General features: G+C 38.3%; 13 protein-coding genes. All 13 read left to right on the top strand.

The features are described 5' to 3' along the window. The first annotated feature begins 126 nt into the window (after positions 1-126). On the top strand, positions 127-753 hold the full coding sequence (locus GKP30_RS00930) for an NUDIX hydrolase (protein WP_216827506.1): 627 nt from the start codon (positions 127-129) through the stop codon (positions 751-753). Between the two features lie 77 nt (positions 754-830). Further along, positions 831-1121: a TIGR04104 family putative zinc finger protein gene (locus GKP30_RS23945; RefSeq protein WP_216827505.1), complete on the top strand. Its 291-nt coding sequence runs from the start codon at positions 831-833 to the stop codon at positions 1119-1121. A 208-nt stretch (positions 1122-1329) separates the two neighbouring features. Next, on the top strand, positions 1330-1929 hold the full coding sequence (locus tag GKP30_RS00920; RefSeq protein WP_216827504.1) for an MSMEG_1061 family FMN-dependent PPOX-type flavoprotein: 600 nt from the start codon (positions 1330-1332) through the stop codon (positions 1927-1929). Between the two features lie 126 nt (positions 1930-2055). Further along, positions 2056-3756: a sigma 54-interacting transcriptional regulator gene (locus GKP30_RS00915; protein ID WP_216827503.1), complete on the top strand. Its 1701-nt coding sequence runs from the start codon at positions 2056-2058 to the stop codon at positions 3754-3756. Positions 3757-4084: 328 nt separating this feature from the next. After that, complete coding sequence (locus tag GKP30_RS00910) at positions 4085-6163, top strand: hydantoinase/oxoprolinase family protein (protein WP_216827502.1); 2079 nt, start codon at positions 4085-4087, stop codon at positions 6161-6163. Beyond that, entirely contained in the window at positions 6163-7926 is a 1764-nt protein-coding gene (locus tag GKP30_RS00905; RefSeq protein ID WP_216827501.1) for a hydantoinase B/oxoprolinase family protein, read from the top strand. The genes GKP30_RS00910 and GKP30_RS00905 overlap by 1 nt, the downstream gene beginning before the upstream one ends. 68 nt (positions 7927-7994) lie before the next feature. After that, positions 7995-9245, top strand: coding sequence for a M20 family metallo-hydrolase (locus GKP30_RS00900; RefSeq protein WP_216827500.1), 1251 nt, complete (start codon positions 7995-7997; stop codon positions 9243-9245). 14 nt (positions 9246-9259) lie between these two features. After that, entirely contained in the window at positions 9260-10684 is a 1425-nt protein-coding gene (locus GKP30_RS00895) for a cytosine permease (RefSeq protein WP_216827499.1), read from the top strand. Then, positions 10684-11418 (top strand): aspartate/glutamate racemase family protein, encoded by a 735-nt coding sequence (locus GKP30_RS00890; RefSeq protein WP_216827498.1) that lies wholly within the window; start codon positions 10684-10686, stop codon positions 11416-11418. Before GKP30_RS00895 ends, GKP30_RS00890 begins: the two co-directional genes overlap by 1 nt. Before the next feature lie 105 nt (positions 11419-11523). After that, positions 11524-12759, top strand: a complete 1236-nt coding sequence (locus GKP30_RS00885) for a M20 family metallo-hydrolase (RefSeq protein ID WP_216827497.1) — start codon at positions 11524-11526, stop codon at positions 12757-12759. A gap of 16 nt (positions 12760-12775) precedes the next feature. After that, positions 12776-14170 (top strand): dihydropyrimidinase, encoded by a 1395-nt coding sequence (gene hydA, locus GKP30_RS00880; protein ID WP_216827496.1) that lies wholly within the window; start codon positions 12776-12778, stop codon positions 14168-14170. 524 nt (positions 14171-14694) lie between these two features. Beyond that, on the top strand, positions 14695-15477 hold the full coding sequence (locus tag GKP30_RS00875; protein WP_216827495.1) for an IclR family transcriptional regulator: 783 nt from the start codon (positions 14695-14697) through the stop codon (positions 15475-15477). 27 nt (positions 15478-15504) lie between these two features. After that, entirely contained in the window at positions 15505-16542 is a 1038-nt protein-coding gene (locus tag GKP30_RS00870; protein WP_216827494.1) for a DctP family TRAP transporter solute-binding subunit, read from the top strand. Positions 16543-16696: the final 154 nt, after the last annotated feature.

The following is a 16696-nucleotide window of genomic DNA, read 5'->3' as shown; positions in this document are numbered from 1 at the left end:
GATAAGCTTTGTTCAATAATATATGGGTTTTTGTGGTAAGCTAAAACTACCAAGGTTTTACAGGGCATATAAATACATACTAGGTTTTATAGAAATTAGAAAAATAACAATTTTCTGGAGGAACAGATGGAATCTGAACAAATTACGATCTTTAATGAGGAGAAAAAAACAATTGGTGTCGCAAGCCGAGAAGAAGTGCATAAAAAAGGATATTGGCATGAAGTGTTTCACTGTTGGATTGTAAGCAAAGAAAAAGGTAAAGATTATATTTACTTACAGTTACGCAGTAAGGACAAAAAGGATTACCCAAATTTATTAGATATCACTGCTGCAGGACATATACTTGCTGATGAGTCTATTGAAGATGGCGTTAGAGAGATAAAAGAAGAATTAGGAATTGATGTAATGTTTGAAGAGTTAATATCTTTAGGCATAATCGATTACTGTGTAACTAAAGAAAATTTCATAGATAAGGAATTAGCAAATGTTTTCCTACATATAAGTGACAAAGGCTTTGATGAATTTACCCTTCAATTAGAAGAAGTTTCGGGAATATTTAAGGCGGAACTCAAAGATTTTATTGGATTATGGTTCGGTGAAAAGGAAACGATTGAAGTAAATGGCTTTCATGTCAATGAAGATGGAAACAAATTCACACTCGATCAGCAAGTAGGAATTGACCAATTTGTTCCTCATTCAATAGAGTTCTATCAAACGGTTATTTATAAAATTAAAGAAAAGCTAGGGTACTAGATTTTAAGACATGATTTCCTATGAAAATGAAGTAATAGTAAGGAGGTTAATAAAAAAACTTAGTCGGGGGTGATTTTTTGCCAGACTGCAAAAACTGTAATGCTCGTCTTAGGTGGAGTCAAATATTAAGGGCTAATTTGTCGTATGGCATAACTGAATGTAATAAATGCGGTTCAAAACACCAAATTAGCTTTAAATCTAGATTTGTAGTTTATCTAATGACTACTTTTCCCTTTTTAATCTATGGTTTCTTTTTAACACCTTTTACAAATGTGTTTTTAACATTAATAACTGGTTTTGTTATTGCTTGTGTAGGTTTTTTACTTTCGCCATTTGTTGTGAAATTTGAGATGAGATCAGAGCTATAGAGTTAAAGGAAGCTATTATAGCCAGTTATCCGAGATAGCCTTACATTAAAAGGGAGTATAAACTCCTATTATCTGCCGCTTCTCCTAAAAATGAAGACGGCTTTTATTATTCATGACGGTAGAAAATGAGTAGTATAATATTAAATTAAGTAAATGTTGGTCAAAGGTTAGGGTAGTTAATAAGGTAAAAGAAGGGATGGGCACAGATATGGAAAGTATCAATTTTGCTGAGAATGCGGTTACTTCAGAAGAAGAGCTTAGAGAAATAGTGGGTACTCCTAATCAGTACGTCAAAAATAAGATCGTTTCTGTTATTGATGATCAATGCAGAACGTTTATCTCGAAGTCACCATTATTATTTTTGGCAACTTCTAGTTCAAATGGTAGATGTGATGTATCACCGAGAGGCGGTAGTGCAGGGGCAATTAAAGTATTGAATGATAGTCAGTTAATTATACCTGATCGACCAGGTAATAAAAGAGTAGATTCGATCATGAATATCTTATCTAATCCCTATGTAGGTATAATCTTTGTCATACCAGGAATGAAGGAGCTCCTAAGAATTAATGGACGAGCAACAATAATAAAGGATAAAGATGTTTTAAGTATTTTAGGTTACCAAGATAAACCGCCTTTACTTGGTATAGGTGTAGATGTAGAAGAGTGCTTTATCCATTGTACAAAAGCGTTTCATAGATCAGGAATATGGGATTACAGTTCATGGCCTAACTTAGACAACATCCCTACGATGATGGATATTTACCGAAGTCATTTAAAGGTTAATGGCCTAGAATTAAAACAAATATAAATAAATGGTGCCAGGCACCTTTCATTTGTTAAAGTGTTAAAGGTGCCTGGCACCAAAATAGAGGAGTTGAGCGATATTTGTCGAATTGAAAGAAAAACCATTTTTGATTTTAGTAGAGGTGAGTAGATGGAAACAGTGGTCAATCAAATGCCCTTTGGTTTAATTATAACGTCAAATCAAGGTCTTATTACTTTTGCTAATCAAAGAGCTTCGGCAATGCTTTCGCAAAACACTAAAAACCTAATCAGTAAGACTGTCTTGAGTGTAATCCCGAACAGTAATGCGATTAAGGCGATTAAAACGAACCAACCATTTTTATCGATAGTTAAAAAGGATAAACAAGAAACGCTCATTCTTTTTGAACAAGGAATTCTTGACACTGATGGTGAGAAAAAAGCAATTAGTATTTTATTTGATACTTCCTTAGTTGAACACCTTGCGTTCCAAACGAATAAGATTAATGAATTAAAACAGGAGTTGGACCTAGTCATGAGTTTAGTCGGTGAATTGGTTACGATTGCTGACGGTAAAGGGAATATTTTACGAGTAAATGAAGCTTGTGAGCGGATTATGGGTGTCTCGCAAAAAGACTTCATCGGTAAGCCAATGGATTTTTTAGTAAATCAAAAAATCATTGACCATTCATCAACCCGTAAAGTGATTGAAGAAGGTAGAAGTGTTACAATCATACAAACAACGAAATCAGGTCGTAGATTACTAGTTTCTGGTTATCCCATTTTTAATGAAGATGGGGTTCTTACAAAAGTTATCAATATTTCAAAGGATATTACGGAAACGGATAAGTTAACGAAAAAATTAGAAGAGACAAAATCTTTAGTTGAACATTATCAAACAGAGTTAGAGAAGAAAGATAAGAATAAAGACAGACCACTAGTTAAGTCCAAGGTGATGGAGGATACCTATGACTTAGTACGTCGTGTGGCGGATGTTGACTCAACGGTGCTTTTACTAGGGGAATCGGGTGTCGGAAAAGAAGTATTGGCGCGAACGCTTCATGAGACAAGTAGTCGGAGGAATCGGCCTTTTATTAAAGTGAATTGTGGTGCTATTCCAGAAACTTTAATGGAATCTGAACTGTTTGGTTATTCAAAAGGTACGTTTACTGGAGCACACAGGGACGGAAAACAAGGACTGATCATCGCGGCCAATAAAGGAACGTTATTTTTAGATGAAATTGGCGAAATGCCGTTGAACCTTCAAGTAAAGTTACTACAAGTGCTACAAGAGAAGCAGGTAACTCCTCTCGGGTCGACTACACCGATTGATGTTGATGTACGTTTTGTTGCTGCAACGAATCGAGATTTAGAGGAAATGGTTGAAAATAAGTTATTTCGTAGTGACCTTTATTATCGTCTCAATATCATTCCTATTCATATCCCGAGTTTACGAGAACGAAGAGATGAAATTCCTTTTTTAGCTGAACACTTCTTAAATCGATACAATAAGAAATACGCCAAACGGAAATATTTCGGCGAGGGTGTACAAGATCAATTAATGGAATATGCATGGCTAGGAAATGTAAGAGAATTACAAAACACAATTGAACGGTTAGTTGTTACCGTTCCTAGCGATGAAATTACACACTACCACATACCAGAAAAAATCATTCGCCATAAGTACTCAAAAGAATTTAAGCCTGACCTAACGTTGAAGGACGCTGTTAATCTATTTGAAAAAGAATTGATTGAAAATACATTAAAAGACTGTTTAACGTTAAAAGAAGCTAGCCACATTCTTGGGGTTGATCCGTCTACGCTAACGAGAAAAGTCAGAAAATTTAACATTAAAATTGCAGAATTACAATAGTGATTGCATTTTTGCAATTAAGCGAGTGAAACTAGTCATATAATAGTTTGAAGTTAGGCTTGAATAGTTTTTAAAACCAAACCAATTGCAGTTTTGCAATTGGTTTTTTAACGTCTTAAATAGAATGTGAGGTTATCTATCTATCATTTTATTTCTTTTTCAAAATATCGCTACAATCGTAAATAAGTTGATTGGGCAGTATATTATCCTACTTTCACACTTTGTTTTCTTAGAAATAAAAAAGTTTAATAGTCAAAGTTGGCACAGTACTTGCAAAATAGTTAGTATATTCAAAATATTTTTATAATACGTGAGGGGTGTAGTAGAAATGAAACTAGTTGGTGTAGACGTAGGTGGAACATTTACAGATATTATGTACACAGATACAGAAGAGAGGAAGACCTGGATTAATAAAGTACCCACCACATTAGACGATCCATCTCGTGGAGTTGTCCAAGGAATACTAGAATTATGTGAAAAAGAAAGAATTACGAAAGAAGAAATAGATCATGTTTTTCATGGAACGACTATTGCCACAAACGCAATCCTTGAGTACGACGGTGCCAAGACTGGAATGATTACAACGAAAGGATTTAGAGATATTCTTCACATCGGAAGACATCAACGCCCACAGAACTATTCAATTATGCAGGAAATTCCATGGCAAAATCGCCCGCTCATTGAGAGACGACATCGTAAAGTGGTAACAGAGCGATTAGCTCCTCCTAAAGGTGATGTTTTAGTTGCTTTAGATGAAACCGAAGTGAGAGAAGCCGTTAGGGAACTCAAAAATGAAGGTGTTGATTCGATTGTAGTCTCTTTCTTATTTTCATACATCAACCCTGTTCACGAGCAGCGAGTAAAAGAAATCATCGAGGAAGAGTATCCTGAAGCATTTGTAACGACTTCTGCTGATGTTTCACCACAATTCCGTGAGTTTGAACGATTTACAACGGCCTCAATTAATGGCTTTGTAGGACCGAAAGTGAAAAACTATATTGCTAATTTAAAAACAGGTCTTAAGCAAGCGGGACTGTTTGCGGATCTCCATATTATGTGTTCAAACGGAGGTGTTGGGACGGCAGAAACCGTATCAGAAAAGCCTGTTAATACACTTTTGTCTGGTCCCGCTGCTGGTGTATTAGGTGGTTGGTGGTCAGGAGAGCTTTCAAACAAACAAAAGCTAATTACATTTGATGTTGGAGGAACGAGTGCGGATATCGGAATTATTACTGAACAAGGAATTGATGAGTCATCAGCACGTGACACTTGGATTGCAGGGTTCCCAGTTATGGTTCCGATGATCGATATTCATACAATTGGAGCTGGTGGCGGAAGCATTGCCCATATTGATGAAGGTGGTGCATTTAAAGTTGGGCCGAGAAGTGCAGGTTCAAGACCAGGACCAGCTAGTTACGGACATGGTGGAACAAAGCCAACGGTTACAGACGCCAATGTTGTTCTAGGACGTTTAGATGAGAGTAACTTCTTAGGTGGTTCGATGAGAATTTTCACACAAGAAGCTGATAAAGTCATTTCGGAACTAGCAGAACAATTAGGGTTATCTACTACTGAAACAGCTGAAGGAATTTTAACGATCGTGAACAATAATATGGCCAATGCAATTCGTGAAAAAACAATTCAAAAAGGGCAAGATCCTCGTGAATTCTCATTAGTTGCTTTTGGTGGTGCTGGTCCCTTACATGCTGTAGAGATTGCGCAGATTTTAAATATTCCCGAAGTAATTGTTCCGCCGCATCCAGGAATTACGTCTGCAACAGGCTTGTTAACAACTGATTTAAAATACGATCTTATTAAAACGGAGTTCATGTTTAGTCATGAAATAGATTTTGAAAAGTTAAATACTGATGTAGACCAATTAGGACATCAGATTGCTTCTCAATTAAACGAAGATGGTATCGATGTGTCTAACATTGAATTAAAACGTACAGCGGATTGCCGTTATGTTGGTCAAGGGTATGAATTACGTGTTCAATTACCAGACGGCGAAATCACAGAAGAGAATATTCAGGCTTCTTGGAAAGAGTTCCACATGCTGCATCAAGCCGAGTATGGTCATCATTTTGAAGAAATACCAATTGAAATTGTTAATGTACGCCTTACTGGAAAAGGGATTATGCCAAAGATTCAAAAACCACTTGTACCAGTAGGTGGAACGGCTGAAGAAGCACTTATTAAAAAAGGCAAAACGGTCTTCCGTTTCAATGGCGAATTGAAAGAATTCGAAACTGATTTTTATCAGCGTGAAAAATTACCAGCTGGAGTAACGTTTGAGGGACCAGCAATCATCTTCCAAAAAGATACAACGACGATTATGCCACCAAACTGTACGGCATTCGTAGAGAAGAACGGGAACATTACGATTAAGATCGGGGGGAACGAATAATGAAATCTATTAAACAACAAAAGATTGATCCAATTACGTCTCAAGTAATTCGTGGGGCACTTGAAAATATAGCAATTGAAATGGGCCACAAGCTTGCGAGAATGTCATATTCCAGTATTATTCGTGAATCTGAAGATTTTGGATGTGCATTAGTAGATATGAACATCCAACAGCTATGTGAGTCAACACAAAGTACCCCGCTTCAATCTGGTCCGATCCCTGGTTATGTTCGAGGAATTTTGAAAATTTTTGAAGAACGCGGAGAAGAGTTTTACCCAGGCGATGTGATTATGCACAACTCTACGTACCATGGTGCTTCTCACGGTCCAGATATCGGTATTTGTGTTCCAGTATTCTATCAGGATGAGCTCATTGGATTTTCAGTTACAACAGCGCATCACTTAGATATTGGTGCTCTAACACCTGGGAGCTGCGGGATCGTAGACGCTGTTGATGCTTATGCTGAAGGACTACAGTTTAAGGCGATTAAGGTTTATGAAAAGGGGGTTAAGAACCGTTTTATTTGGAACATTTTACGAGATAATATTCGTGCTTCAGATATGGTTGTTGGCGATATTGAAGCACAGATTGCCGCAGCTAAAATTGGGGCGGATCGATATGTTGAATTAATAGAGAAATATAGCTTAGTTACTGTTCTAGCTGCTAGTGAAGACTTGATGAAATATTCAGAGACGATGCTAAGAAATGAAATTGAGAAACTGCCAAATGGCACATACTACGCTGAAGGGTTTGTCGATGGCTATTTAGATAGTGATGATGTTCACAAGAAAGATTTAAAGATTGCAGTGACCGTTACGATTGACGGAAGTGATATTAGCATCGACTTAACGGGAACATCCCCACAAGTGGACCGTCCGATTAATATGCCTTTTGAAGGTACAGTCGATTGTGCAATTTATTTAACGCTACGTTCTATATTACTAGATTCGAATACATTTGGTCATATCCCGCAAAACTCGGGGTTAATTCGCCCAATTACAATTACAGCACCAAAAGGAACCATATGTAATCCGATTTTCCCAGCACCAACAATTGCAAGGTTTTGTCCAGGAAATATCGTTGCTAGTACGCTGATGAAAGCGTTAGGGCAGGTAGTTCCGAATCAAATTAGTGCAGGAGTTGGGAATTTAAAAGTTGTCTCGTACAGTGGACTCAAAGACGAGGATTACTGGGTGTTCATGGACATCATGGAAGGAAGTTATGGAGGTAGAAGTGGGATGAACGGAATGGATGCGGTAGATACGCTTTATGCAAATACTCGTAATAATCCAATTGAAGATATCGAGTCACATTATCCACTTCGAGTGACTCGTTATGAATTACGGAATGAAGCTTGTGCAGCTGGACAGTGGCGCGGGGGGATCGGCTCAATTAAAGAAATGACATTCTTAGAGGATGGTAGTGTGTCTTTAGAGGCAGATGGTCATAAGCATGCACCTTGGGGCTTTGCTGGAGGGGAAGATGGTTACGTTGGTGCAGTTACATTAAATGCAGGTACCGAACGGGAGAAACACCTTCCATCGATGGTACCGAATACGACGATGAAGAAAGGTGATACCTTACTTCTAACAGGTCCGAGTGGAGGAGGCTACGGTAACCCATTCGAGCGTGAACCAGAGCAAGTGTTAGCCGATGTCATTGATGAGTTCATCACCATTGAAATGGCTGAAAAAGAATACGGTGTCGCCATTACCGAGCACCTAACAATTGATCAAGAAAAAACCACAGCTCTAAGAAGCTAACTACAACAGGGGTGCCAGGCACCATCGATGGAGCAGTGCGTTAAAGGGATGTAGGGGAAGGAGTTTGTATGAGACAGTTATTGAAGGTTAATCAACAGCGAATGTTACGTAGAATCGAAGAACTTTCCCAAATAGGAAAGACAGAGCAAGGAGGTGTGACTCGGAAGGCATTAACGTTAGAAGACCAGAAAGGACTTCAGCTTATAAAGAGGTGGATGGTGGAGGCGGGGTTAACCGTTCGTACCGACCACGCTGGTAATGTCATTGGCAGGAGAGAAGGAACGGACACTAAGGCCCCTGCTGTCATTATTGGCTCACATATCGATACGGTACCAAACGGTGGTAATTTTGATGGGACAATTGGGGTTATCGGTGGAATTGAAATTGCAACCATTATTCAAGAAGAAAACCTCCAGCTTCCCCATCCATTAGAAGTCATTTCATTTAGTGATGAAGAAGGTACGAGGTTTCAGGGTGGCTTATTTGGTAGCCGAGCAATGGTGGGAACAGCTACAGAAAAAGATTTACAAGCCAAAGATGAAAAAGGAATTACTCGGGCTGAAGCGCTTAAAAATGTCAAGTTAAACCCGAATCTATTAGCAACGGTAAAGCGCACTCCTGACCAAGTAAAAGTATTTTTAGAAATGCATATCGAGCAAGGACCATATTTAGAATTGGTAGATAAGCCTATTGGTATTGTGACAGGCATTGCAGGTCCAAGCTGGCTCTCTGTTAAGATCCAAGGACAATCGGGGCACGCAGGAACTGTGCCAATGTCATTACGAAATGATCCGATGGGAGGGGCTGCAGAAGTTATTCAAGCGATTGAAACGATTGCGACAAAGGATCCTTCCGCTGCCACTGTTGCAACCGTAGGGAAGATTGAAGCTTTTCCAAATGGAACAAATGTAATCCCGGAATATGTAGAGTTCACTCTTGATTTACGAGATATAGATTTAAAAAGAAGAAATGATGCGCTGCGAGATGTAAAAAAAGCAGTAAACCAAATATGTGAGAAAAGGAGGCTAACCTATGACATAACCGAACATCTCATACAAGATCCAATTCAATGTGCAGTTCATATTATCGAAACGATGAGAAAAGTAGGTGATACCCTTGGATTAGAAGCACCACCAATGATGATCAGTGGGGCTGGACACGATGCAATGATAATGAGTGAAATTACCGATATTGGCTTACTATTTGTCCGCTGTAAAAATGGCATTAGCCATAACCCAAACGAATGGGCAAGTATAGAAGATATCGAAGTAGGAACGTCACTGTTACTTGAAACAACATTAAACTATATGAAAAGCTGAAGGGAGTTTTTTAAATGAAGGAAAATAAAGGTCTTAGTTTAACAGGAAAAGATATTATCCCGACTCTCGATTCAGAACGAAATATCGGCACATTTGGATTTTTCCTCCTTTGGGTTGGTATTGCTGTTCAACTTGTTACCTTTATTACTGCGGCCCAACTTTTTCCTTCCTTGTCTCCTACCCAAATTGTCCTTGCCGCTCTATTAGGGAATCTTGTGGTTGTTGCCCTCCTCACATTACTTGGAGACTTCGGAATTAAATATGGAATTCCGTATGCGGTATACATTAGAGCATGTTTCGGTTATTTAGGAACACACATCCCAGCCACAGTTCGTGCGATCCCTGCGATATTCTGGTTCGGTTTTCAAACATGGATGGGCGCCTTTGCACTCAATGAAATTATGAAAATACTCCTTGGATACTCAAATATCACATTGCTCATTATTTTATTTGGTGCCGTTCAAATCATAAATACAGCCTTTGGGATTAACGCAATTAAAAAGTTTGAAATGCTTGCAGCTCCAAGTATTTTAATCATTGGAATTTATCTTCAATATTTAATAATGGCAAAGTTTGATATTACGCTTGGCTCATTATTTGCTCTTAGCGGTGACGGAGGTCTTTCGTTAGGTTACGGTGTCGTCGTATTTATGGGTCTTTATATTACAATGGCTCTCAACGCATCGGACTTTACGAGATTTTTAAAAGTAAAACCGTCTGACAAAAAAGGGACTTGGATGCAGGCGAATAAAGGAAGTGCGATTGCCCATTCAGCTGGTCTACTAAGCTCGATGATACTATTCACAATTATTGGAATGACGAGTGGGGTAGCGACAGGAAACTGGAATCCAATCGAAATGATGACGGTAGTACTTGGAGAAGGGCACCCGTTTATCTTAATTGTCTGTCTAGCATTCGTTATTTTAGCGCAATGGTCTACAAATATTAGTGCAAACCTATTACCACCAGGCTATATTATCGTAAATTACTTCCCGAAAAAGATTAAATTCGCACACGGTGCAATTATCGCAGGTATTATCGGTTTACTTATGCAACCATGGGCATTCGCAGATTTTATGCCAACCATTTTAATCATTATATCGTCATTACTTTCCCCAATCGCTGGTATTATGTTCTGTGATTATTACCTATTACGAAAACGTCAATTAAATATTGAAGAACTGTATAAATCTGGAGGACAATATCGTTACTGGAATAATATTAATCCAGCAGCACTTATCGCCTATGTCCCAGCAGGTTTGTCGGTATTTTTCTTCCCAGATGTAGGGTTTATTACAGCTTTTGTAATCTCAAACATTCTCTACTACCCACTTATGAAATATTGGATTGCTAAAAAATACTATCAACCTGAAATCTTTGGAAAAATTGAAGTGAAACATCTTCTCGATGAGCAGTCAAAAGACAAGGAGGTCATTTAATGAAAATAAAAGTAATTAATCCGAATACGACATGGGAAATGACAAAGGGATTTGAAAGCGCAGCATTAAGCGTAAAAAGAGATGATACCGAAATTATTGCGGTTAGTCCACAAATGGGGCCAGCATCAATTGAATCGTTTTACGATGAGTATTTGAGTATTCCAGGCGTGTTAGAAGAAGTCATAAAAGGTGAAAGTGAAGGTGTTGATGCCTACGTTATTGCCTGCTACGGTGATCCTGGCCTTCAAGCTGCTCGTGAGGTGACGAATGCGCCTGTAATCGGAATTGCTGAAGCGTCAATGTATATGGCTTCAATGTTAGCCGCGAGATTTTCAGTTGTAACGGTCCTACCACGAATAAAAACGATGTTAGAAGAACTAGTTGCAGGTTACGGAATGGAACATCGTGTCGTTCAAATTCGCACGACTCCAATGTGTGTACTAGATTTTGAACGAGACCCCGAGAGAGGAATCGAAATGCTTAGGCAAGAAGGAAAAAGAGCTGTTGCCGAAGATGATGCAGAAGCAATATTACTCGGCTGTGCTGGTATGGCGGAGTTTGCTAATCAATTAGAGCAAGAGCTAGGCGTCCCTGTAATCGATGGAGTTGTCGCTGGAGTAAAATTTGCTGAAGCAATTGTCGACCTTGGAAAAACGACAAGTAAGTTAAAGACGTATAAATCACCAGAGAAAAAGCCGTATATAGGACTACTAAACCAGTTTGGCAGCAAATAGATTTGAGAAGGTGTATCAATTATATTCATAATATTACAAATAATAAAATTAAATAATAAAGGGTGGACCTAGTCCACTCTTTTACCTTGAAAGGAGGAAACCTATTTGAAAAGTCTTGAACAGAGAATTGAAGATCATATAGAGAAATTAGCTCAATTTACTGAAACGCCTACACATGGCGTCACGCGTGTCGTATATACCGAACATGATACACTCGCAAAAGAATATATAAAAAATCAAATGCATGAGCTCGGATTAAAAATAGCAGAAGATGAAATCGGAAATATTTTTGGTACGTGGGAAGGTGTAGACCGAGATCTTTCTCAAGTGTGGACGGGGTCACATTTAGATGCCCCAACACATGGCGGAAAGTATGATGGGGTTGTTGGAGTTTTTGGCGCTCTTGAAGCAATTCGACTTTTACAGCTAGAAAACTATAAACCAAAACATGATATCGTCCTCGTCATTTTTGCGTCAGAGGAACCAACAAGATTTGGCGTTGGTTGTCTAGGTAGCCGTGCCTTAACAGGGATGATCAATGAGGAAGATCTTGAAGCCTGGATAGATAAAGACCACTTATCTTTAAAAGAAGTACTTGTACAAAATGGATGTGACCCCAAAAAGGTATTAACAGAACAACTTGCCCCCGAAAAAATTAAAAATTTCATTGAACTACACGTAGAACAAGGTGCTGTACTAGAAACAGAGCATAAAGAGATTGGTATTGTTGACGTTATAGCTGCTCCAACAGATATACAGCTTATCATTTATGGTGAACAACGTCATGCGGGCAGCACGCCAATGTCAATCCGAAAAGACCCGATGCCCGCAGCAGCTGAAGTCGTTCTATTAGTAGAACATCTCACAAAAAATAATGTAAGTGAAACGAGTGTAGGTACGGTCGGAAAAGCCGTGATTACACCAGGAGCCAGTAATGTCATCCCAGAGCGAATTGAGATGACAATTGATATTAGAGACATTGATGCAGAAAAGAAAAAACGAATTATTTCCGAACTTTCCAAAGGAGTTACCACAATTATGGCCAAACGTGAATTATCCTACCAATTCACGATCAAAAGCGATGATGTCCCTTCACGGTTGAATAAGGAAGTTGTTCAGTTGCTTAAAGAGAGCTGCGATGAAGTGGGCTGCTCAGCAAAAGTAATGGCTAGCGGGGCTTATCATGATGCGCTCATCATGTCACGCCAAGTTCCGGCAAACATGATTTTTGTTCCCAGTCAAAATGGGATAAGTCATGCACCGACAGAGTTTACGGCAACAGCAGAAATTGTCACAGGCATTAAAGTGTTGGCTCGTACAATAGAAAAGCTTAGTCAATAACATTGGAGGTATAGGAATGAAAAAATTAATTAAAAACGGAACAATCGTTACTAGTTCAGATACGTATGAAGCTGATATTTTAATAGAGAGTGGAAAAGTAGTCCAAATCGGAAGAAACATATCAGAAGTGGATGCTGAAGTGGTTGATGCGACAGGTAAATTAATTTTGCCTGGGATGATAGATGAACATACACATATTGAAAGTCCGTTCGGGGGAACGGTAACTGCCCCTTGGAAAACAGAATCAGTGGCAGCAGCTATTGGTGGAACTACGACTGTCGTCGACTTTGCATTACAACCAAAGGGAAAAACGTTAATGGATGGGGTTGATCGCTGGAAGCAACGAGCTGAGGGGTCTTCTGCCATCGATTATGGCTTTCATATTGGGGTAACCGATTTAAGAGATGATGTCATTGAAGAAATTCCTACAATTGTTAAAGAAGGGATACCCACGCTAAAGGTATTTATGGCTTATAAAAACGATTTAATGATTGATGATGCAACGATGTACAAAACGTTAGCAGCTGCCAAAGACGAAGGGGCATTGGTGATGGTTCACTGTGAAAACGGTGACTTGATAAGTTTGCTTCAAGAAAAATGTATTGAAAATAACCAAACTGAGCCTTTCTATCATGCAGTGAGCCGACCGATCGAAGTGGAAACGGAAGCGACTTACCGAGCGATTTCGATAGCAGAAATCGTTGGTGCGCCTCTTTTCATCGTTCATGTTAGTGGAGACGAGCCAGCTGAAGTGATTCGTGCAGCTAAAGCAAAGGGATTACCAATTTATGCAGAAACTTGTCCACATTATTTACTTTTAACGATAGATGAATTAAAAAAACCAAACTTCGAGGGCGGAAAGTATGTATGTTCACCGCCATTAAGAGAACAGCGACACATTGATGCCCTTTGGAATGCATTAAAAGACGGAACGATAGAGGCAATAGGATCAGACCATTGTGCGTTTAATTTTAATGGACAAAAAGAGCTAGGCAAAGACGACTTTAGGAAAATTCCTAATGGCGGAAATGGAATCGAACACCGCTTAACATTGCTCCACACACATGGTGTTCTTGAAGGAAAGCTATCTTTAAATAAGATGGTTGACCAACTTTCAACAACGCCTGCAAAAGTGATGGGGTTGTTTCCTGCAAAAGGAACGATAGCTGTTGGTAGTGATGCAGATATTGTTTTATTTGATCCTAGCAAACAGCAAACCATCTCTCAATCTACCTCTCACCAAGGCTTAGATTACGATATGTTTGAAGGTTTTGAAACGACTGGAGCCCCAACAGACGTCTTTTTACGCGGAAAGCAGATAGTAAAAAATGGGCAATTCATTGGCCAATTAGGCGATGGACAATTTGTTCGAAGAAATGCATTTGGCTATTGTTACGATACGATAAAGTAGAAATGATATAGGTTAGAAGTTGGTTTGGTGTGAAATCTTCAAAATAAGACCGCTTGATCTAAATAAAAGTTACCCGAAAAATCTCACTTAATAATAGTGTTATTTTTCGGGTTGTTTTATATATTTCGAGTCAGTTTTAATAGAATGTTAATAAAACGATGAAAATTTTATATATGTGACTACTTTCTTATTTTTAACTATTTTCTACCTAATAGTACTATCTCTGAATAGTATTTTAAAAAACTAATGAATAAAAATACATTTTTGACTAATTATCTAAAACCTATTGATATATGTAAAGGAAATTGATAATTATAGAATCTTGTTTAGTGAAGATTAAACTTTACTAGTATATTAAAGGAGCGAAAGCTATTATTAGTTAATATTTATCTTTACTCACATAATTAATCAAAATTATTATCTGATAAATTTAAATATTATAAAAATATTGACATGTATAATCATTCAAAGGTATATTTTACATATTGAAACAAGTTTTTCACTATGTGAAAAGAGGTGAGTCTTTGAATTATAAAAATAAAAGTTTACAAAAAACATTTGAGATAATTGAAGCACTTAGTGTGTCACCAATGACTCCGTCTGAACTATGTGAGAAACTGGGAATTCATCGAAGTACATTACATCGATTTTTACAAAATTTAGAGGATCTTCACTACATAGAAAAGCTTTCAGACCATCGAATGAGGTTGTCTCATCACTTTATAAGGATCGGGCTGCAAGCACAAACGCATTTTCATTTTTTGACAATTGCTAAGCCTTTAATGAAATCGTTTGCTGATGAAATAGGAGAAAGTGTGTTGATTGCAGCCTTCAACGGCCAGCAAGTAACGTATTTACAAAAAGAAGAAAGTTCGCAAACGGTTAGAATTGTTGTTGAGGCAGGTAGTCAGTCACCACCTTATACTGTAGCCTCTGGAAAGTTATTTTTGTCAGAATTTTCTGATTTTGAATTAGAGCTTTACTTAGAACAAACGGTACTTAAGCCATATACGAAAAATACGATTACGAATAAAGATGATTTAAGAAAAGAGATTTATAAAATAAGAGAACAACAATACGCGATTGACCACGAGGAGTATGAATTAGGTTTAAAAGGTTTCGCTTGTCCTATTCGTGAGGTGAGTGGAAGTACAATTGGCGCTTTATGCGTAGCTGGTTTTTCGTTACGTTTTGATGATAAAAAAACATCAGAAACGATTCAACTATTAAAGGAGTATTCAAAAGAACTATCTTTAGAGCTTGGTTACCAAGGGTATCACACTACAATTAGTGGTGATCAAAAATAAAAAAGAATGATTAAAGGGGGAAGAGCAATGAAAAGGTTACTGATGATGTTCTTAATGGTAGCGCTTTCGGTTGCATTAGTTGCTTGTGGTGGAAGTAATGAAACAGGCGGAGAAAGCTCACAGGATTCCAATGCTAATGAGGATGAAGAGAAAAAAAGTTATGATTTAAAAATGTCTGTTACAGTTGGTAACTCGTCTACGTGGTTTATCGCTGCTGAAAAGTTAGCTGAAGATGTTGCAGAAGCAACAGATGGCCGAATTCAAATCTCGGTTTACCCGAATGAACAGCTATCTGGTGGAGATAGTGGTGCTGGGGTAGAGCAAGTGATGAACGGAACAACAGATATGTCTTATCACTCTACTATTATTTATTCAATTATGGATGAAAGATTAGGAGTAGTGAGTGCACCGTTTTTATTTGCTGATCTAGATGATGTCGATGCGGCATTAGGTGGTGAAGGTGGAGAAGCAATTAAGGATATTATCCGTGAAAACGGTGTAGAAACTTTAGGTTTCGGTCAAAATGGTTTCCGTCAAGTAACGAACAGCAAACAACCTGTTACATCACCAGAGGATTTGGCGAATATGAGAGTTAGAATTCCTGGAATTAGCATGTACACGGATCTATGGAGAGAGCTAGGTGCAGACCCGACAACTATGACTTTCTCTGAAGTATTTACTTCTTTACAACAAGGCACAATTGATGGACAAGAAAACCCAATTGATGTTATCCACTCTGCACAGTTAGCAGAAGTTCAAGATTATATTACAATGTGGAATTACTCTTATGATCCTCTAGTATTAGGGATTAATAAGAAATTATTCGACTCTATGAGTGAAGAAGATCAAGAGGTTTTAAGAGCTGCAGCTGTTGATGCAAATGCATATCAAATCCAGCTTGCACGTGAAAAAGAAGCAGAGCAAATTGCAGAATTAAAAGAAGCTGGAATGGAATTCTATGAGCCGACAGATGCAGAATTAGAAGCGTTCCGCCAAGCAGTAGAGCCAGTTTATGAGAAATACGAAAGCGTTTGGGGAACAGACCTATTAAATTCATTCCGTTAATAAAAAACTAAGGTAAGGGTGACTCATTGGAGGTGCCAGGCACCTTTAACACGATAAAGTGTGCACTGGAGTGGTTAGTGCGCTGGCGGTCGTATGTTAGGGGTCCAGGGGCTATATGGGTCCCCTTTTTTTACAATCTAGTAAATAATGGGGC

It is taken from the genome of Alkalihalobacterium elongatum (assembly GCF_019024285.1).
Classification (GTDB): domain Bacteria; phylum Bacillota; class Bacilli; order Bacillales; family Bacillaceae_F; genus Alkalihalobacterium; species Alkalihalobacterium elongatum.
Note: the sequence above shows the minus strand (reverse complement) of the source record. Positions and strands in the feature narration are given on the sequence as shown.